Source organism: Bacillus sp. PK6-16, from assembly GCF_056530295.1.
This window is the reverse complement of sequence record NZ_CP096511.1, coordinates 4923624-4944069: the sequence shown is the minus strand read 5'-3', so window position 1 is coordinate 4944069 and position 20446 is coordinate 4923624. Positions and strand designations below refer to the sequence as shown.

Here is a 20446-nt window from a genome sequence, read left to right as displayed (position 1 = left end):
GACGTTAAATAGTCGTTAATTAATGATAAGGAGTTAGAGAAAATGATGATAAAAATTGCAGTTGTCGGTTCAAAGGAGTTTATGGAGAACCTTTTTCCTATTGCTCAAAAATTAGAAGGAATAGAAATTGATCCATATATTTACCTTCATCCGGCGGAATCTTCTGAACTATTAAAGTGTTTAAAGCCTTGTGATGTCATCTTTTTCTCAGGTGCTTTACCTTATTATATGGCAAAAGAAATAAGAGAACAATTACGAATTCCAAGTACATACTTACAGCAAGACGAGACAACTGTCGCATCTTCAATTCTTTCTATCATGTATCATCAAAGTATTCAACCACATAACATTTCCATCGATTTAGTAGACCGCTCGTTTATTACAAATGTGTTCCATGATATCGGTATAAAAGAAAGTCCACAAGTGTTGGATTATGAAAATATGCTGTGGAGTAAAGATGAAATAAATAGAGTTATCGATTTTCATGTAGCTAAATATCAATCTGGAGAGGCTCATTTAGCTTTAACTAGTATTCACGCTGTTTACGACGAGCTTCAAAAAATAGGTATTCCTTCAGAGCGTATGATTGATCCAACACAGTCCATTATACATGGGCTAAAAGATGCAAAAATAAAAGCTGAGTTAGCAAAAAGCTATTCAGCTACTGTTGGTGCTTGTATTATTTCTTCCTTAGAATTACGAGCGAGTTTGCTTGAAAAACTAGATGTCATTTCAAAAGAACTACGTGGTTCATTTAAACAAGTGGATGAAATGACATGCATTTTGTATACAACTCGTGGTGATATCGAATCGATTATTAAAACAAATGCGATAGATAACTTGTTTGCGAGCATAGAAGGAACGATAGCTATTGGATTTGGTTATGGGAAAACCGTGAAAGAAGCGGAGCAAAATGCAAAAATTGCTCAAAGTTTTGCAAAGAACAATCCAATAGATCGTTGTTTTTATATACTAACAAGTGATAAAGATTTGTTTGGTCCGTTCCCGAAAGAACAGAGAGTACAAAGTTTGAAAAATGATAATCCGGAACTAATGAAAATAGCGAAGGAAACGAAGCTTAGTCCGGCCAACTTGTCAAAAATCATTCAATTTAGTCAATCGCACCCGTCATTGAAGTTTACAGCAGCTGACCTTTCTGAGTATTTACAAGTGACTCGAAGATCGACAGAAAGGTTGTTAAAGAAATTAGTTGATTACGGGTATGCTCATATTTGCGGCGAGGAAATGCCCTATCAACAAGGGCGACCTCGCGCACTATATGAACTGAATTTACCGCTATTTTTAAGCTTCTAGTTGAGCTTTTTGTTTCTTTAGTAGTTCTGCTTTTTCAATGTCTGATAGTTTTACAATTGTGAAGCCTGTTATACCATAAATGATTGAGATAATAGGTACGATGAAATTCAAAATAGCATAAGGGGCATATTCAAATGCACCTACGCCAAGTGTAGCGAGAATAAATACACCGCACGTATTCCAAGGAACGAAGACAGAAGTTAATGTTCCGCCATCTTCTAATGCTCTGGATAAGTTTTTTGAATGTAGTCCTTTTTCTGTGTATGCATTTGCGTACATTCTTGAAGGGACAACAATTGAAATATATTGTTCAGAGCAAGTAAGGTTTGTTGCAAAACAAGATGCGATAGTAGAAGCGATAAGCCCTTTTGCTGATTTCGCTAACTTTAAAATCTGATTTACAATTGAGCGAAGAATACCTGTATGTTCTAATACTCCTCCGAAAGTCATAGCGACAATTGTCATCGAGACTGTATTCATCATCGAATCTAAGCCACCGCGGTTAAATAGTTCGTCTACTAGCTTGTTTCCAGTGTCTATAACAAATCCAGCTTGGAGTGCACCGACAGATGCTGAGACAGAACCACCTTGAATAAAGACTTGTGATAAAAATCCTAAAATAATACCGACGAGAATCGCTGGTATAGCAGGGACCTTTTTAGCGACCAATACCATAACGACTACGGGTATAATGAGTAGGAAAGGTGAGATAACAAAGTTTTGTTGCAATACTTGTAACGTTTGATCGATGCTCTTCGCATCAATATTGTTAGCGCCGAAGCTTCTTCCTAAGACCGCGTAGACGATAAGAGTAATAATTAAACCTGGAACTGTAGTAAATAACATATGACGAATGTGTGCGAATAAATCTGTATTTGTTAATCCTGCGGCTAAGTTAGTTGTGTCTGAAAGCGGTGACATTTTATCGCCAAAATAAGAGCCTGAAATAATGGCACCAGCAACCATTGGAGCTGGAATTCCCATACTTAGGCCAATTCCCATTCCAGCAACACCAATTGTGCCCATTGTAGACCAAGAGCTACCAATTGCTAATGCTACGATAGAACAAATGACGGTAATGGAAACTAAAAATAGTGATGGAGTTAAAAGTTTTAAACCGTAATAAATCATCGTTGCGACGATTCCACCGCCAATCCAAGCACCAATTGTTAAGCCAACAAGAATAATAATGACGATAGCAGGTAATGCAAGACGAATCCCTTTATACATTGCTTCTTCAAGATCATTCCATTTGTAACCGTAACGCCAAGCGACAATAGAAGCAACGGTTGTACCAATAATAAGTGGAACGTGAGGGGTTTGTTTTAATACAACAATTGTAACCATCATAACTGCAACGGTAATGATAATAGGGATAATCGCTATTCCAAAAGGTATTTCTTTTTTCATAAAGTTCCTCCTTGTTACGTATGTTTGTTTGTATTTTTAGAATTGTCGTAAAATAGACGTTTATTAGGTTATGATAACTAAAAGTTTATGTAAGCGTCAACATAAAAAACAGAAAATAAGGAATGTTCTAGTTGTTTGTTTAGTTTGTAATATAAGTGCAGAGTAAGCTTTTTAAGTATTTAAAAATAAATAATTGACTTTTTTCTTAAAATTCAATATGTTCATAAAAACATCTGTTTTTCATAAGTATAATTAACCCGAATCGTTTGTAATGTGGGAAGGAGACTGGAACGTTGAAAACATTAGAACTACAAGAGCGCTTAACGGAGATTTTTCAGCATTTACACGAAAACCCTGAAGTAAGTTGGAAAGAATATGAAACGACAGCGTATATTACTGACTTTTTAAAAGAAGAAGGAATTTCATATAGAACATTTGATGATTGTCCAGGTGTAATTGCTGAGATTGGAGGCGGGAATCCAGTTATTGCGATTCGTGCTGATATGGATGCACTTTGGCAAGAAGTAAATGGAGAATTTAAAGCGAACCATTCATGTGGCCATGATGCTCATATGACCATTGTAATGGGACTTATTTTACAATTGAAAAATATGAGATGGAAAAGTGGTACGGTTAGATTTATTTTTCAGCCAGCAGAAGAGAAGGGGAATGGTGCTTTGAAGATGGTGGAGAAAGGTGCTGTAGATGATGCTGATTTCTTATTTGGCGTCCATCTAAGACCAATTGAAGAACTATCTTTGAAACAAGCAGCCCCATCTATTCGTCATGGAGCAGCAGGATTTTTAGAGGGTATGATTCATGGGGAGGATGCACACGGGGCAAGACCACATCAAGGTGTGAATGCAATTGATGTCATTTCCATGATTAATATCGGTTTGAAAAATATTTGGCTGCCACCGCAAAGTTCTTATTCAGTAAAAATGACGAGATGCCAAGCTGGTGGTGATAATTTAAATATTATTCCGGGAAATGGTCATTTCAGTTTAGATGTAAGAGCAGAGAGTAATATACTATTAGAAGAATTAAAGAAAAAGATTGAGCATGTAATAGAATCAGCTGCATCGATGGGATCAAAAACTTCATACGAATGGATGGATCTTGCACCAGGAGCAGAGGTTTCCGAAGAAGCAGAGCGCTTTATGCGTAAAGGTATTCTCGAAGTGTATGGGGAAGAGAGATGCACAGGGCCTCTCTATACGACAGGAAGCGATGATTTCCATTACTATACAGTGAAAAGACCACATTTAAAAGCTGTCATGCTTGGACTAGGAGCAGACCTACAACCTGGATTACACCATCCGTATATGAGGTTTGATCATAGTTGTATTATGGATGGGGTAGAAATATTGAAACAAACTGTATTGAAAGTGTTAGAAGACAGGGGCTAGAGAGCTCCTGTTTTTTTGTCGTGAATTGTCGGCAAATCGATATATTTGAAAAACCGTTGATATATTTTGAGTTATGATAGATATATTGAGAAAATCGTTGATATATTTGAAGTTACGATAGATATATTAAGAAAATCGTTAATATAATTTCACGTACCTATTAATTTGATGAAAAATGAGCCTCCAGTACATGGTGTATAATAATAAGTACCATTTTTTAATAGGAGAAGACGAATGAACGAACAATATTACGATGCAGTTTTACATATAAAAACAGTCGGTGAGCAAAAAGGGTTTAACAAGTCTATGCATTATCATCGCTATGAACCGACACCGTATAGCGGGTTAGATGAGTTATTGAATCAATATGAAATACGAAGTAGCGACCGAATTGTAGACTTTGGGTGCGGAAAAGGGCGATTAAACTTTTATATACATCATAAATGTGGTGCTTCAGCAGTTGGAATTGAAATGAATGAAGAGTTTTATAAAGAAGCGATGGATAATCGAGATCGTTATGCACGAAAGGCACGAAACAGTAAGGGGAAAATTCAATTCCAATGTTGTTTAGCGCAGGAATATGAGATTGATCCACATGATAATAGGTTTTATTTCTTTAATCCATTTTCTGTACAAGTGTTTATGAATGTAGTAAATAACATTTTGCTTTCAGTAGAAGAAACGGGGAGAGAAGTGGATATTATTTTATATTATCCTTCTGAGGACTATATTTTCTTCTTAGAAAATCAGACTGCGTTTGAGCTGAAGAAAGAAGTAAGGTTGCCTGGGGCTTATGAGAAGAATGGGAATGAGAGGTTTTTAGTGTATAGATTGGAGTGTTAATGTATGGGGGCTTGGGGAGTAGCAATATTATCAGACGATATTGCTGAAGATATTAAGTTACTGTATAAGGATTTGTTAGCAAATGAATATTCAAATGAGGAAGCAAGTAGGATTGTAATTGAGGAATACAAGAATGAATTAGATGATGAAGAGACTATTGTTTTTTGGTTAGTATTTGCTTCCATACAATGGAGGTTAGGGAGACTTCAAGAGAATGTTAAGCAGGAGGCATTGCAAATAATAGAAAGTGGTGCAGATTTAGCCCGCTGGGAAGAAGAACCTAAATTACAGAAGAAACGTGAAGTAGTTTTAAATAAACTAAGAGAGCAGTTACATTCTCGGCAGCCAGAAGCTAAAAAAGTGCCGAAAAGATTTATAGCTAATACTTCTTTAAAAGCAGGTGATGCTGTTGGTTATGAATTAGCATCAGGGAGTTATATTATTCTTAAAGTCATTGAGATTATTGAGGAATGGCACGGAGATCGGTATCCTCTATTTGAAATATGTGACTGGGAAGGCAAAGAAGTTCCTTCAAAGGAACAAATTAACCAATTCGGTTTAAAGAAAAGGATTTATGAAGATGGAAAGCAAGAAATGATGAAACTTGCTATTTATCCTTCAGGAAAAAGAGATAATCCAACTAAGAGAATGCAAGTAGTAGCAGAAAATGTAAAGGTAGTATTGAATGTAGGAACACCTTATACAGTAATGGGTTGGAAGGAACTTGATAACTATTTACATGAAATATAATAAAAAAGACGCGCTACCTATTGGTAGCGCGTCTTTTTTATTAGTTACGGATTAAGTAATCAAATGCACCTAAAGCTGCGTTTGCACCTGAACCCATAGAGATGATGATTTGTTTGTACGGATTATTTGTACAGTCACCTGCAGCAAACACTCCTGGTACGTTTGTAGCGCCGTGCTTGTCTGTTACGATTTCACCGCGAACGCGTTCAACTGTTTCGCCTAACCAGTCTGTGTTTGGCACAAGACCGATTTGTACGAATACACCTTGTAACTCAACGTGATGAACTTCTTCAGTTTCACGATCGATGTAAGAAATACCGTTTACTTTATCAGTACCAGTGATTTCTTTCGTTTGAACGTTTTTCAGAACAGTTACGTTTGGTAAGCTGTTAAGACGCTCTTGTAATACAGCATCAGCTTTTAATTCTGGCATGAATTCAAGAACAGTTACGTGCTTAACGATACCTGCTAAGTCGATAGCTGCTTCAATACCAGAGTTACCTCCACCGATAACTGCTACGTCTTTTCCAGTGAATAATGGACCGTCACAGTGTGGGCAATATGCTACACCTTTATTTTTGAACTCAGCTTCACCTGGTACGCCAACATTACGCCAGCGAGCACCTGTAGAAACGATTACGCTCTTACTTTTCAGAATAGCGCCGTTTTCAAGTTCCACTTCAATAAGTTCTTTTTTCTCTAAACGTTTCGCACGTTGTAGATTCATTACATCGATGTCGTATTCTTTTACGTGTTCTTCAAGGCTTGCTACTAGCTTAGGACCTTCAGTCTTTTTTACGCTGATGAAGTTCTCAATGCCCATAGTATCCATTACTTGACCACCGAAGCGCTCAGCAACGATACCAGTGCGGATGCCTTTACGTGCTGCGTAAATTGCTGCACTTGCACCAGCAGGGCCACCACCAACAACAAGAACATCGTATGGATCTTTATCAGAAAGCTCTGATGCATCTGGACCGTTACCCATTTTAGCTAAAATTTCTTCAAGTGTCATACGACCGCTTCCGAAAGATTCGCCGTTTAGGTAAACAGTTGGTACTGCCATGATGTCTTTGCTTTCTACTTCCTCTTTGAATGCAGCGCCATCAATCATAGTATGTGTAATACCAGGGTTAAGAACGCTCATTACGTTAAGAGCTTGTACAACATCAGGACAGTTATGACAACTTAGGCTGATATAAGATTCAAAATGATATTCGCCTTGAATGTTTTTAATTTGATCGATTAATTTTTGTTCAACTTTTGGAGCGCGTCCACTTACTTGTAGTAAAGCTAACACTAATGATGTAAATTCGTGTCCTAATGGAATACCAGCGAATACGACACCAGTGTCTTCACCAGGGCGGTTTACGCTAAAGCTTGGTGTTCTCTCTAATTCAACTTTTTCTACTGTAATCTTAGATGACATAGTAGCTAATTCGTCTACTAGAGCTAACATATCTTTAGATACGTTATCGTCTCCTGCGCTTACCTTAAGTAAAATATCGTTCTCCATTAATTGAAGGTATTGGGATAGTTGTGTTTTTATATCTGCATCTAGTATCATTTTGATCGAACTCCTTAGATTTTGCCTACAAGGTCAAGGCTTGGTTTAAGTGTTGCAGAACCCTCTTGCCATTTAGCTGGGCAAACTTCACCTGGGTTGTTACGTACGTATTGAGCAGCTTTAATTTTGTTAACAAGAATGCTTGCGTCACGGCCGATACCGTCAGCATTGATTTCCATAGATTGGATAACGCCGTCTGGATCGATGATGAATGTACCACGAGCAGCAAGACCTTCTTCTTCCATTAAAACGTTGAAGTTTGTAGTGATTGTGCGAGTTGGGTCACCAATCATGATGTACTCGATTTTGCCGATAGTTTCTGAGCTATCATGCCATGCTTTGTGAGTGAAGTGAGTGTCTGTAGATACAGAGTATACTTCAACGCCTAAGTCTTTTAGAGTTGCGTATTGGTTTTGTAAGTCTTCAAGTTCAGTTGGGCAAACGAATGTGAAGTCAGCTGGGTAGAAACAAACTACACTCCATTTTCCTTTTAAACTTTCGTCAGTAACTTGGATAAATTCTCCATTATGGTAAGCATTAGCTTTAAACGGTTTTACTTCTGTGCCGATTAATAACATATTAAAATTCCTCCTAAATGTTGGTTTTGAGCATCAAAAAATAGTGTGCTCATAAAATATATTTTTTAATTAACTATAATAATTCTAATTCGATATTAATTATCATATAGAAGTGGTTATTTTGTCAAGAGAATAAACCAACTTTATACCGATTTAATTAATATTTATTCTCAATTAAGGCTAACAGAGAATGGAAAGGTAACTTTAAGTTTATAAATTTTCAATGATTGTTTGAAAGAGTAGTGTGTATGTTAGAGATATGGTGTAAGTGTAAATTCTTAGGAAGGAAATATTTCTTAGAAGTTATGTATTTGAAAAGGAACTGCTTATTTCTATTTTACAAAGAATTGTGCGATAAATAAAATAAAATGAATCGAAATCTTTTTGAACAATTTTTGTCATCTCGAATATATAATTAGGAAGTATATTACGATGATAGTTAGAAATATTGACTCAAAGTGCTAACGAGATATAATAAAACCTAGATATACCTTTCAAAAAGAAGAATACATATTTATAGGATGAAAAAATTCAATCTATTATTTTTTATAGCTTTTAGAAAACGCTTACAATTGGTGTGGAGGGGAAACCATGTCTAAGTTCACAAAGTATTTTTTAATGGAAGCTAAAGATGTGATTGCATATGTGAAAGAGAAATTATCTAAGTTTGAACATGCAAAGGGGCTAAAGTGTAAAGAAATAGGTGATGGCAATTTAAATTATGTGTTCCGCGTTTGGGATGAAAAAGAGAACATGTCTGTCATCGTAAAGCAAGCTGGGGATACGGCTCGCATTTCAGATGAGTTTAAGTTGTCGACGAATCGTATTCGCATAGAATCAGATGTTTTGCAGTTAGAGGATGAGTTAGCACCTGGACTTGTTCCTAAGGTGTATTTATTTGATAGTGTGATGAACTGTTGCGTAATGGAAGATTTATCGAATCACACAATATTACGTACAGCACTTATAAATCATCAAATATTTCCGCGGCTTGCTGACGACTTAACTACTTTTATGGTAAATACACTTTTATTAACATCGGATGTTGTAATGAATCATAAAGAGAAGAAGGAACTTGTGAAGAATTATATAAATCCTGAATTATGTGAGATTACAGAGGACCTCGTATATTCAGAACCATTTACAAATCATAATAAGCGTAATGAGTTATTTCCTTTAAATGAGGGATGGATTAGGGAGCATATTTATAGTGATAAAGAGCTTCGTATGGAAGTAGCGAAACGTAAATTTTCTTTTATGACGAATGCACAGGCGCTTATTCATGGTGATTTACATACTGGTTCTGTTTTTGTAAGAGATGATTCTACAAAGGTTATTGATCCTGAGTTTGCTTTTTATGGACCTATGGGATATGACGTCGGGAATGTAATGGCGAATTTAATGTTTGCTTGGGTGAATGCAGATGCAACGATGCTACTTGGAGCTGAGAAAGATACGTATATGGATTGGTTACAAACTACGATGGTAGAGGTAATTGATTTATTTAAGAAGAAGTTTTTAGATGCTTGGGATATTCATGTGACCGAGATTATGGCGAAGGAAGAAGGCTTTAACGAAGCCTATTTACAATCTGTATTAGAGGATACAGCTGCAGTGACAGGTCTTGAATTAATCCGCCGTATTGTTGGATTAGCGAAAGTAAAAGATATTACTTGTATTGAGAATGAGGAAGCACGTGCTAGAGCGGAGCGAATTTGTCTTAAAGTAGCGAAGAGTTTTATTTTACGAGCGAATCAATATAGAACGGGTACAAGTTTTGTAGAAACGTTAAAAGAACAGTCAATGCACTACGCGGAGTAAGGGGAGAATATGATGGAAGAGCAATTAATACCAATTCAGTGGAAAGATGATTCTTTAGTTTTATTAGATCAAACGTTATTACCGAATGAAATTGTTTATGAATCTTTTAAAACAGCTGAAAGTGTGTGGGATGCCATTCAAGTAATGAAAGTACGAGGTGCACCAGCGATTGGTGTTTCAGCAGCTTATGGAGTGTATTTAGGGATAAAGGAATTTGCTGAAAGTACGGAAGAAGGATTTATGGATGAAGTAAGAAAGGTATGTACATACTTGGCGACATCAAGACCGACTGCCGTAAATTTATTTTGGGCACTTGAAAGAATGGAAAGTGTAGCGACAGATAATATTCATTTATCAATCTCACAGCTGAAAAATAGATTACTAGAAGAGGCAAAAGAGATTCATAGAGAAGATGAAGAAATTAACCGTCAAATTGGAGAACATGCATTAACATTATTCCATGATGGAATGGGAGTATTAACACATTGTAATGCTGGTGCGTTAGCGACGACTAAGTATGGTACTGCGACGGCTCCAATGTACTTAGCGAAAGAAAAAGGATGGGACTTAAAAATCTTTTCGGATGAAACACGTCCAAGATTACAAGGGTCAACGTTAACGGCATTAGAACTACAGCGAGCGGGAATTGATGTTACTGTCATTACGGATAATATGGCGGCTATGGTCATGTCACAAGGGAAGATTGACGCTGTAATTGTTGGATGCGACCGTGTGGCAGCGAACGGTGATATAGCAAATAAAATTGGAACATTAGGCGTATCCATTTTAGCGAAATACTACAACATTCCGTTTTATGTAGCGGCACCAACGCCGACAATTGATTTAAAGACATCGACAGGAAAAGAAATTCCGATTGAAGAAAGAGATGCTTCTGAAGTGATTAATCGTTTCGGACAATATTCAGCTCCGACAGAAAGTAAAGTATATAATCCAGCATTTGATGTTACTCCACATGAAAATGTAACAGCGATTATTACAGAAAAAGGGATTGTAAAGGCACCGTTTACGGAGAATTTAAAAAAGCTATTTCAATAAGTAGATAAATGTAAAAGTCAGTCATCATAAGCTTCATACTTAGGGGGATGTATATGTTATTACAAAAAGAAAGAGAAGAAATTGTAGCGTATGGAAAGAAAATGATTTCTAGTGGTTTAACAAAGGGAACGGGCGGTAATATTAGTATCTTTAATCGTGAACAAGGTCTTGTTGCGATTAGCCCAAGTGGTTTAGAGTATTATGAAACAAAGCCTGAAGATGTAGTTATATTAAACCTAGATGGTGAAGTAGTAGAAGGAGAGAGAAAACCATCAAGTGAATTAGATATGCACCTTATTTACTATAGGAAGCGTGAAGATATAAATGCGCTTGTGCATACACATTCTCCTTACGCGAAGACGATTGCGTCATTAGGATGGGAGCTTCCGGCTGTGTCATATTTAATTGCTTTTGCAGGCCCGAATGTCCGCTGTGCGCCGTATGAAACATTTGGTACGAAGCAATTAGCGGATGCTGCTTTTGAAGGCATGATTGATCGCCGAGCTGTGCTACTTGCAAATCACGGTTTAATTGCTGGTGCAAATAATATAAAAATGGCGTTTACTGTTGCAGAAGAGATTGAGTTTTGTGCTCAAATTTATTATCAAACGAAAAGCATTGGGGAACCAAAGCTATTGCCAGAAGATGAGATGGAGAATTTGGCGAAGAAGTTTGAAGGGTATGGGCAGCAGTAGAATGAAACAAAGACACCCTCAAGAAAAGATCTTGAGGGTGTCTTTTACGCTTTCTTAAGCAACAAATACATAAAGTAAGGAGCCCCAATTAAAGCAACGACAATACCTGCTGGAATGCCATTAGGATCAACGATATTTCGTCCGATTGTATCTGCTAATAATAATAGCCATCCGCCGATTAAAAGGGCGATAGGCATGAAAATTTGATGTCTTGGACCTACTAAAGATTTCGCAATATGAGGAGCCATTAATCCGATAAAGCTAATTCCTCCTGTTACGGAAACAGCTGCAGCTGCAAGTGCAACGGCTGCAACTAATAAGTACCTGCGTTCTTTTTCAATTTCAATTCCAACGCCAATTGCGACTGGTTCGTTTAATGCTAAAATGTTTAATCGATTTGCTTTATAGAAAATAAACGGAATGAATACGATTAACCATGGGAGCATTGCTAAAACGAAGATCCAGTCATCTCCCCAAATATTTCCGGCAATCCATTTTGAAATAAAGTCTACTTTCATACGATCCGCGGATGAAATAAGGACAATCATCGTTCCAGATAGTGCAAATGCAAAACCGATACCGGTTAATGTTAATCGGATTGGTTGAAGTCCAGTTGATTTACTATATGAAAATACGTAAATTAGAACAGCTGTCAGAAATGCTCCGATAAATCCAACTACAGGTAGTAAGTAAAGAAATGAACCTACATCTATTGGAAAGTATAAAAAGAAAATAGCAACAGCAACACCGGCCCCAGAGTTAATACCAAGAATACCAGGTTCAGCTAAATCATTTCGGGTAATTCCTTGCAGAATAGCCCCTGATAAGGCGAGAGCCATACCAGCTAATAATGTAATGACAATTCTAGGTAGTCTTAAAGAGTATAAAACAAACTCCTCTTTAAAAGTCCCTTGCCCCATTAATGTTGGGAGTAGTCGATCATAAGATAAAGACGCTGAACCAAGTCCCATTCCAACTACAATGGTTGTGATGATTACTATAAGTAAAGCGAGTATAATGAGACGCTGTTTTCTTAAAATAGATTGCATCATGAGAATGTTTTTCCTCCTTTACGTACAATGAATAGGAAGAATGGTAACCCTACAATCGCAACAATTGCCGCAACTGGTGTTTCGTATGGAGCGTTAATAGTACGTCCGATTGTATCTGCAAGTAGCATAAAGGAAGCTCCAGCAATTGCTGACATCGGTATAACAAATCGGTAATCTGGACCGACAATTGGGCGTACCATGTGAGGTACCATTAAGCCGATAAATGCCATATTTCCAACAAGCGCTACAGATGCACCTGCAAGTAAGATAATAATGATAAATAAAATAGTTTTAATAACAATAATTTTTTGACCTAGTCCAATAGCCACTTCCTCACTGAAACTAAGAACTGTCAATTTTTTTGCTAGTAAGATAGCGATAAAGATACTAATTGAAATGACTGGAATAATAATTTTTAATTGGCTCCAAGTTGTTCCAATTACGCCCCCAGCAGTCCAAAGTGATACATCTTGTGAAATTTTAAAGTAAATGCCGATTCCTTCTGAAATTGCGAGTAGAAATGCTGAAACTGCAGCGCCTGCTAATACAATTCGAAGAGGAGAAAGGCCGCCTTTTTTCACCATACCAATTCCAAATACCATAATTGCGCCAATTGCCGCACCGATAAAGCAAGCTAATGTTAAGTAAAGATAGCTGATGGAAGGGTTGAAAGCAAGTGTCAGTGCAAGCGCAGCATTTGCTCCACCAGATAGCCCTAATAATCCAGGATCCGCAAGTGGATTTCGTGTTAATCCTTGCATAATTGCCCCAGAAACGGCTAATCCAGCTCCTACAAAAATAGCAGCAACTTCACGTGGTAAACGTATTTCTCGAATAATAGATATTTTGTCTCCTTTAGCGGAGGAAGTGAGTGCTAACCATACATCTTTTATCGAAGTATCTGCAGCACCTAATACCATTGCAACCATAAAAATAAGAAAGAATGCAATTAAGCTTAAAATTAGTTTGTATGTAAAAGCTATAGAACGTGGATTGTCATGATCTTTTGTCATTCGTTTCACATCTTTTCTGTTCATAGAATAAAGGAAGAGGAATTCTTAAATTAAGAATTCCTCATGTTTGTATTATTTACCAAGAAAGCTCTTCTTGAAGAAGTCTAGTTGGAAATCTAATGTAAGTGGATCATTGAAATAGAATTCCATCATGTTTGCTTCATATACGCGATTATTTTTTACTGCTGGGATGTTTTTATATGATTCTGTCTCTTGGAATGAGTTATCAGTATCTTTGTTTTTACTTACGATTAAGTAATCACCAGCAAATTCAGGTAATACCTCAGTAGATAATGCGTAGTAACCTTCTTTTAATGCTTTTTCTTTTACTTTTTCAGGCATTTTTAATTTCATTTCTTGGTACAGGATTTCTGTTCCGCGGCCCCAGTTCTCGCCGTATACATAAAGCTGTTTGTTGAAGTTTTCTACAACAGAAACTGTTGCATCTTCACCGATTTTTGCTTTAATTTCTTTACCAGCTTCTTGTGCACGTTTCTTGAAGTCATCAACCCAAGTTTTTGCTTCTTTTTCTTTATTTAATAACTTACCGATTTCTAAATGCTGTGTTAAGTAATCAACTTTTCCGTAAGTGTATGTTACAGTAGGCGCGATTTTCTTTAACTTATCGACATTTTTAACATTTGATAAACCGATGATTAAATCTGGATTTAGTTCAGCGATTTTTTCAACATTTTCATCAGATACTTCAGCAACATCTTTAAGTTTGCTATCAAAACGTGGGTTTTGTTTAGACCATGAATCTACCCCAACAAGATTTACACCTAATGACATTACGTTACCAGCGAATGATGATAATACAACAACGCGTTTTGGATTTGCAGGAACTTCTACTTTTTTACCATCTTCAGATTGGTATGTAATTGTTTCTGATTTGCTACCTTTTGCATCGTTCTTTTTGTCTGTAGAGCTATTGCTACAAGCGCTCATAACAAGAACGAAAAGGACTGTTAGTGAAATAAATAACTTTTTCATCGTCTTTCTCCTTTAACATAGATGATATGTGTATACAATAATTTGTTTAACTGCAATCTTTTTGAAATAGTAGTGGTAATGCAAAATAATTTATTAAAAATCTTGAATATGAGATTTTATAATATAGTAATAACCATATTAATGAAAGAAGATGTAATCTCAAATTTGCTAATTATTAACAAAATGATAATGATTATCACTATTGATTCTTTAAATAATATAATTTTATATAGGTGTATTGTCAATAGTAATTTTGATTGTAAATTTTGCGGAAACAGGTTATATTTTATTGAGAATGATAATCAACGATTAATAGCTGAGGAGTGAGCACGAATGAATCGAGAAGAATTGTTTGATGTAACCGTGATAGGCGGAGGACCTGCAGGGCTTTATTCAGCTTTTTATAGTGGACTCAGAGAAATGAGAACGAAAATAATAGAATTTCAACCACATTTAGGTGGAAAAATACATGTGTATCCGGAAAAAATGATTTGGGATGTAGGAGGACTATTGCCAGTTACAGGTGATAAGTTAATTGAACAACTTGTACAGCAAGGGTTAACATTTAAGCCGGAAGTTGTATTAGATACAAAAGTAGAATCGATTATTCGTAATCAAGATGGTACTTTTACATTAAAAACAAGTACTGGCGAAGAACACTTTTCAAAAACAGTTATCGTCGCAACAGGAAGTGGTATATTGAAACCGCAAAAGTTATCTATTGAAGGTGCTGAGCGATTTGAAGTATCGAATTTAAATTATACAGTTAAATCTTTAAAGCGTTTTAAAGGTAAAACAGTTATTATTTCCGGTGGAGGCAATTCTGCTGTTGATTGGGCAAATGAATTGGAACCAATTGCGAAAAAAGTGTATGTAACTTATAGAAAAGAAGAATTATCTGGTCATGAAGCACAAGTAAAACAACTTATGAACAGCTCAGCGGAGTGTTTCTTTAATACATCGATTACAAAATTAATTGCCGGTGATAATCATGAAGCGATTGAATATGTAGAATTAACAAATCATGAAACAGGTGAGGTTTCTCATTTACCTATTGATGAAGTTATTATTAATCATGGATATGAACGCGACATTACATTATTAGAAAATAGTGAGTTAGACGTTGCAATTATAGATAATTATTATATTGCAGGTAATGCAAATAGTGAGTCTTCAGTAGATGGATTATATGCTGCTGGAGATATTTTAAAGCACGAAGGGAAACTACACTTAATTGCAGGTGCATTCCAAGATGCTGGAAATGCTGTGAATAAAGCAAAACAATTTATCCAACCAGATGCAAGTGAGTACGGAATGGTTTCTTCTCATAATGAAGTATTTAAGAAGAGAAATCGCGAACTGATTAAGCAGATGATGAAATAATAAGGAACAAGTATACCCCCACGTATTTCTCTATTCAAGTGAATGAGAGATGTACGTGGGGGTTTTCCTGTTTACTATATTTTCTATCATTATAATGACACCGGTTTCATCAGTTCATATGATATGAACATTTTATTGGTAAAGCATCCTAGAAAACAATTTAGCTATGTTTTGCTTACACAGAACATGGCTAAATTACGCTGTCCCTTTAGCGCGTTTATTAGGAAATGGCATATTTAGTATAGAAGCAATATACTGTTTTCCGTGTTTTCGAGCCAATGATTCTAATATTTGACGGACGCGTTTTGTAAGATGACCTTGTTTTTGGATGGCTTCACAATATGCGTCATAGAAGGCATATTTAGCCCAAAGGAAATCATCTTGTTGGAATAAGAAATGATTTTTGTACCATTCACCAATTGTATGATAACAATTGTTTTCATGTATTGCTGTGCTTTGAGAAAGAAAACGATCAGATAAAGATACATTCAAATGAGAAATTGTGTTTTCTGTTTCAACTTGTAGTGTTTTTTCTAACATTGTAATGATGTGACGAGTAGCCATATGTTAACTCTCCTTTGTGTAAATGGGTAATACCATTCTATATTTAAAAAATTCTTACTATATAATACTATACAATATATGGAATGCATCTACCTGCTTTTTGAACTGCATTTACAAAATCTTTTTTATTTGTTTACAAAAATAAAGTAAAGTAAGATACAGTATAGATGAAAAAATAATAAAGGAATGAACGCATTGTATATAACAATAGAAGAGACTGCGGAGTATTTGAATTTACCAAAATCGTATATTGAAGAGTTAATTCAGCAAAAGAAAATTCGTGCGCTATTCGATGGAGAGCAATATTTAGTAAATAAAGAACAATTCAATACGCATTTAGAACAAATGGAGAAATATAAGCAATTAGTGGAAGAAATATTGAACGAACCAATTCCAGAAGATATGGATGTTAAAGACGAAGATTAAACTATGGGAAATCCCTTATGAAGATATGCAGAAATGTATCTTCATAAGGGATTTTTTGTTTGAAGATATCAAAAACATAAGGAGTTCTTAGCCTTTCTTCAAATTTTGATAGGTAGTAGTCTACCATGTTAAAAGCATATTTTTTTCTAGCTAGGACAAACATAGAGAACGTAACCTGTACAGATACATATACTATCAGTGCAAAAGCTTATAAATTAATGGAAGGGGTTTTCTCGTGAGTTTATTTCATTGTGATTTTCTGAAAGACTTAATTGGATCTTTTGTGAGAGTAAACAGGGGTGGTCCAGAATCTCAAAAAGGAACAATAATATCAGTATGTCAGGACTACTTCGTATTGAAGAATGAAAAAGGTGAGCTTTATTACTATCAACTTAAACATCTAAAAAGTATTACAAAAAATGCGAAAGAATGTGGATCAAGTGATTGTGAGTGGGAAGATTGCGCCTGTGCAGAAGATTTTGAAGCACTACTTGAAAGTTTCAAATATTGCTGGGTGAAAATTAATCGCGGCGGTCCAGAGAAAGTGGAAGGCATTTTGCAAGATGTTTCTTGTGACTTCGTAACATTAATCGTAAAAGAAGAAATTATATTAATTGCAATAAAGCATATTAAAAGTGTTAACTATAATGCTTTAGCATGCGGAGAGAGCGATGAGAGCGACGATAGTAAGGAAAGTAGCGATAATTCAGGTCGTGCTCGTGCACAAAGACAATCAAGTAGAGGAAGATAATAAGAAAGGGGGATACGAAATTGGAGAATGTATTATGCTGTGACCAAATTAAATGTTTAGTTGGTGAGACTGTAAAAGTAAACCTTCGTGGACCAGAAAGTCGAGTTGGTGAGCTCGTATCGTTAGGAAAAGATTATCTAACGTTACAGTTACCTCATGGTGAATTAGTATATTATCAGTTGAAACATGTGAAGAGTCTAGTGAAGAAAGTGAAAGAAAGTAAATGTGGCGATTGCTATAGTTCATGTTTCTGCTCTGATGATGATACTTTCGTCGATGTATTACGTGACTTGAAGTATAAGTGGGTAAAGATTAACCGTGGCGGCCCAGAGTGTGTAGAAGGCCTATTAAGTGAAGTGCATGAAGAATGTATTACGCTAGTAAACGGTGATGAAGTTATTTATATCATTAATTATCATATTAAGAGTGTGAGTCAAGTAGTGAAATGTAAAAAGAATGAAGATGAATAATGTTTAATAAATAAGAGGGGCATTATGAGGGAAAGAGAAGAACAATTTCTTATTTCGATAGTATGAAAAGGAATTACTTACTATTAAGACAGAACATTGCCCTGATTATTTTTTTGAAACGGAAGATAGGAAAGCTGAAATTCATAGGAAGGAGGATATAGATGAATGAGTTAAACAAAAGTATTGGGGAAAATATATATGTTAAATTAATCGGTGAAAAAAGGTTTAAAGGTATATTAATAGACGTAGGAAATGACATTATTGTTCTTTACAATGGACAAGACTATGTATATATATCTTTATATCATGTACAATACTATAAATTTTTAAGACCACATGACGAAGACATACTAAAACCAGATGTTGATTCTGTAATTAAGAGGGAATCCCCTTCAATTTCTTTGAGAAAAGTATTAAGTACTTCTAAAGGGATTTTTACAGAAGTTTATGTAGCAGGAAATGCTCCAATACATGGTTATGTTACAAGTGTGATGAACGACTATATTGTTTTTTATAGTCCGGTTTATAAAACGGTATATATATCTTTAAAGCATTTAAAATGGTTAATTCCGTATAAAGAAAACCAAGTACCGTATGCCCTCAATAAAAATGAACTCCCCGTAAATCCGTTAAATATTACATTAGCTAGAACATTTGAAGAACAGCTTATTAAAATGACTGGGAAAATTATGGTGTTTGATTTAGGTGAGGAGTCCAATAAAATTGGAAAAATGGCGAAAATTGATGAAGGTCATATTGAAATATCAAAAGCACGTGATGCAAAAATGTATGTGAATATTCAACATGTAAAATCCGTCCATTGTCCGTAGATTAGTTGGAAGGGCTGACTTTTTCTTTTATATGCAGAAGAAAAGGTCGAGCCTATTTGTTTTAGTTTAATTTGAAGATGAGGGGAAAAATGAATTGAATATAAACATAGTATAGTGTGATTTTTTAAAAGGTAACTTTACACTAACTTATAAAAATTGTGTACGAGCTATCTTTTTATGTATTCAATTTATTTTTTGAGGAGGAGCTGCTCAACTAATTTATTAAAGGGGTTTTGTTTGTGGAGCAGTTTCCGAATTCGTTATCAATTACATTGCTTGGTAGTGCTGGTGGAGCAGCAAAAGCAGTTTTAGCAATTTTAAATCAAGCGATAGCAAATGAAAAAGATCCAATTTATGAAGTATTAAAGAATGCCAAATTTCATTTGGTGGATATAAAACAAAAAGATAGGACTTATTATGATGAGTTGTTTTCGAATTTGAAAAGTCAATTATATTTATATGAAATAAACCTTCAAAATGTAGTGGAATTTAAACAACATTTAAAAGAAAAAAGAACGAGTGTTGTGATTGATGTTTCAGGGGCAGATACAATTAGAGTATTAAGCTGCTGTAATGAACTAGGAATTTGTTATATTAATTCAGCCTTGGAAAATGAGGCAGTAGATCAGGACGATAGCTTAATCGGCTTTCAGCTTACGGAAAGATATACAAGGTTTGAGAAGGAGAAAGAGAAATTTACAAATACAAAAGCGATTATAGGTTCAGGTATGAATCCAGGTGTTGTTCAATGGATGGTTGTTGAGCTTATGAAGGAACGACCAAATGAAAGGCCAAGAGCATGTTATATTGTAGAACATGACACATCGTTTTTAAATGATACAGCACTTATAAAGCCACATACACTTTATGCTTCATGGGCAGTAGAGCGATTTTTAGATGAAGCAATCTGGAGTTATCCGATGTATATGAGTCATCATCGTCCTCTTTACTTTTATGAAGATGTATATGCTTCAGAGTATAAAGTGAAGTTAGGAGAAAAAGAATTCTATGGTTGTTTAATGCCACATGAGGAAGTATTAATTTTAGGGAAAAACTTTAATATGGAAGTTGGTTTTCTTTACCGAATTAATGAGTATACAACAAATATAATTAGACAGAACTTAGATCAAGTAGAAGATTTATGGAACTGGAATCGTAAAGTGTTTAATCCAGCGGAAGAAGAGGTTGCTGGAGAGGACTTGGTCGGTGTGTTACTCGTTTATGAAAATAGTGAGACATATATGTATAATGTGATGAATAGTAGCCAAGTTTTTCGTAAATATAAAACGAATGCAACGTATTTTCAGGTAGGGTGCGGGATTTATGCGGGCTTGTCCAGTTTACTTTTAGATCAATTTGAACAAGGTGCTTATTACGTTGAGGAGTTGTTATTAAATACAGAAAGTAAGTACGGTGAGTATTTAAATTTATATATGAAGGATTTTGTAATAGGGCATAATAATTTTACGGATGGATTGTTACATGACAGGGTAAGATGGATGTAAGTTGTTACCAAAAGGA

The 20446-nt window shown here is 35.5% G+C and carries 20 protein-coding genes; 13 read left to right on the top strand and 7 right to left on the bottom strand.

Annotation, left to right across the window (positions count from 1 at the left end):
• Positions 1-42: 42 nt before the first annotated feature.
• Positions 43-1314, top strand: a complete 1272-nt coding sequence (locus tag M1D66_RS25345; RefSeq protein WP_048534950.1) for a hypothetical protein — start codon at positions 43-45, stop codon at positions 1312-1314.
• On the opposite strand, the gene nhaC is transcribed toward M1D66_RS25345, so the two are convergent.
• Complete coding sequence (gene nhaC, locus M1D66_RS25340) at positions 1303-2724, bottom strand: Na+/H+ antiporter NhaC (protein WP_000711525.1); 1422 nt, start codon at positions 2722-2724, stop codon at positions 1303-1305. The two genes, M1D66_RS25345 and nhaC, sit on opposite strands and share 12 nt — an antisense overlap.
• 293 nt (positions 2725-3017) lie before the next feature.
• On the opposite strand from nhaC, the gene M1D66_RS25335 reads away from it, so the two are divergent.
• The 3 genes from M1D66_RS25335 to M1D66_RS25325 all read left to right on the top strand — a co-directional run bounded on the left by M1D66_RS25335 (position 3018) and on the right by M1D66_RS25325 (position 5726).
• Positions 3018-4133 carry a M20 peptidase aminoacylase family protein gene (locus M1D66_RS25335; protein WP_000853516.1) on the top strand — a complete coding sequence of 372 codons (1116 nt, stop codon included), beginning with the start codon at positions 3018-3020 and terminating at the stop codon, positions 4131-4133.
• A gap of 234 nt (positions 4134-4367) precedes the next feature.
• Positions 4368-4976 carry an SAM-dependent methyltransferase gene (locus tag M1D66_RS25330; RefSeq protein ID WP_153595587.1) on the top strand — a complete coding sequence of 203 codons (609 nt, stop codon included), beginning with the start codon at positions 4368-4370 and terminating at the stop codon, positions 4974-4976.
• A gap of 3 nt (positions 4977-4979) precedes the next feature.
• Positions 4980-5726 carry a hypothetical protein gene (locus tag M1D66_RS25325; RefSeq protein WP_242554897.1) on the top strand — a complete coding sequence of 249 codons (747 nt, stop codon included), beginning with the start codon at positions 4980-4982 and terminating at the stop codon, positions 5724-5726.
• A 40-nt stretch (positions 5727-5766) separates the two neighbouring features.
• Here M1D66_RS25325 and ahpF read toward each other — a convergent pair whose 3' ends face one another.
• Together ahpF and ahpC are read right to left on the bottom strand one after the other, a co-directional pair.
• Positions 5767-7293, bottom strand: a complete 1527-nt coding sequence (gene ahpF, locus M1D66_RS25320; protein ID WP_000599501.1) for an alkyl hydroperoxide reductase subunit F — start codon at positions 7291-7293, stop codon at positions 5767-5769.
• Between the two features lie 14 nt (positions 7294-7307).
• Positions 7308-7871: an alkyl hydroperoxide reductase subunit C gene (gene ahpC / locus M1D66_RS25315; protein WP_000924420.1), complete on the bottom strand. Its 564-nt coding sequence runs from the start codon at positions 7869-7871 to the stop codon at positions 7308-7310.
• 591 nt (positions 7872-8462) lie between these two features.
• Between ahpC and mtnK the strand changes: the two genes are divergently transcribed.
• The 3 genes from mtnK to M1D66_RS25300 are packed head-to-tail and all read left to right on the top strand — an operon-like array spanning position 8463 to position 11443.
• Positions 8463-9692, top strand: a complete 1230-nt coding sequence (mtnK, locus tag M1D66_RS25310; protein ID WP_242554896.1) for an S-methyl-5-thioribose kinase — start codon at positions 8463-8465, stop codon at positions 9690-9692.
• Positions 9693-9701: 9 nt separating this feature from the next.
• Positions 9702-10748 carry an S-methyl-5-thioribose-1-phosphate isomerase gene (mtnA, locus tag M1D66_RS25305; RefSeq protein WP_012593139.1) on the top strand — a complete coding sequence of 349 codons (1047 nt, stop codon included), beginning with the start codon at positions 9702-9704 and terminating at the stop codon, positions 10746-10748.
• Between the two features lie 53 nt (positions 10749-10801).
• Positions 10802-11443, top strand: a complete 642-nt coding sequence (locus M1D66_RS25300; protein ID WP_000926554.1) for an L-fuculose-phosphate aldolase — start codon at positions 10802-10804, stop codon at positions 11441-11443.
• A gap of 44 nt (positions 11444-11487) precedes the next feature.
• On the opposite strand, the gene M1D66_RS25295 is transcribed toward M1D66_RS25300, so the two are convergent.
• From M1D66_RS25295 to M1D66_RS25285, 3 genes are read right to left on the bottom strand one after another with little or no spacing between them, the layout of a single operon-like run.
• On the bottom strand, positions 11488-12495 hold the full coding sequence (locus M1D66_RS25295) for a FecCD family ABC transporter permease (RefSeq protein WP_000983753.1): 1008 nt from the start codon (positions 12493-12495) through the stop codon (positions 11488-11490).
• Positions 12492-13532, bottom strand: a complete 1041-nt coding sequence (locus tag M1D66_RS25290; protein ID WP_002025239.1) for a FecCD family ABC transporter permease — start codon at positions 13530-13532, stop codon at positions 12492-12494. Before M1D66_RS25290 ends, M1D66_RS25295 begins: the two co-directional genes overlap by 4 nt.
• Positions 13533-13580: 48 nt before the next feature.
• Positions 13581-14501 (bottom strand): iron-hydroxamate ABC transporter substrate-binding protein, encoded by a 921-nt coding sequence (locus M1D66_RS25285; protein WP_000732597.1) that lies wholly within the window; start codon positions 14499-14501, stop codon positions 13581-13583.
• 333 nt (positions 14502-14834) lie between these two features.
• On the opposite strand from M1D66_RS25285, the gene M1D66_RS25280 reads away from it, so the two are divergent.
• Positions 14835-15884: an NAD(P)/FAD-dependent oxidoreductase gene (locus M1D66_RS25280; RefSeq protein ID WP_001078299.1), complete on the top strand. Its 1050-nt coding sequence runs from the start codon at positions 14835-14837 to the stop codon at positions 15882-15884.
• Positions 15885-16079: 195 nt separating this feature from the next.
• Here the strand turns inward: M1D66_RS25280 and M1D66_RS25275 are convergent, their stop codons facing one another.
• Positions 16080-16448, bottom strand: a complete 369-nt coding sequence (locus tag M1D66_RS25275) for a hypothetical protein (RefSeq protein ID WP_000235476.1) — start codon at positions 16446-16448, stop codon at positions 16080-16082.
• 186 nt (positions 16449-16634) lie between these two features.
• On the opposite strand from M1D66_RS25275, the gene M1D66_RS25270 reads away from it, so the two are divergent.
• The 5 genes from M1D66_RS25270 to M1D66_RS25250 all read left to right on the top strand — a co-directional run bounded on the left by M1D66_RS25270 (position 16635) and on the right by M1D66_RS25250 (position 20430).
• Positions 16635-16874, top strand: a complete 240-nt coding sequence (locus M1D66_RS25270; RefSeq protein ID WP_002025240.1) for a helix-turn-helix domain-containing protein — start codon at positions 16635-16637, stop codon at positions 16872-16874.
• A gap of 235 nt (positions 16875-17109) precedes the next feature.
• Entirely contained in the window at positions 17110-17625 is a 516-nt protein-coding gene (locus tag M1D66_RS25265) for a spore coat protein B (RefSeq protein WP_000051525.1), read from the top strand.
• 20 nt (positions 17626-17645) lie between these two features.
• Complete coding sequence (locus tag M1D66_RS25260) at positions 17646-18095, top strand: spore coat protein (RefSeq protein ID WP_242554895.1); 450 nt, start codon at positions 17646-17648, stop codon at positions 18093-18095.
• Between the two features lie 161 nt (positions 18096-18256).
• Positions 18257-18925 (top strand): LSm family protein, encoded by a 669-nt coding sequence (locus M1D66_RS25255; protein ID WP_001004268.1) that lies wholly within the window; start codon positions 18257-18259, stop codon positions 18923-18925.
• A 239-nt stretch (positions 18926-19164) separates the two neighbouring features.
• Positions 19165-20430: a hypothetical protein gene (locus M1D66_RS25250; protein WP_000434728.1), complete on the top strand. Its 1266-nt coding sequence runs from the start codon at positions 19165-19167 to the stop codon at positions 20428-20430.
• The last annotated feature ends 16 nt before the right edge of the window (positions 20431-20446 follow it).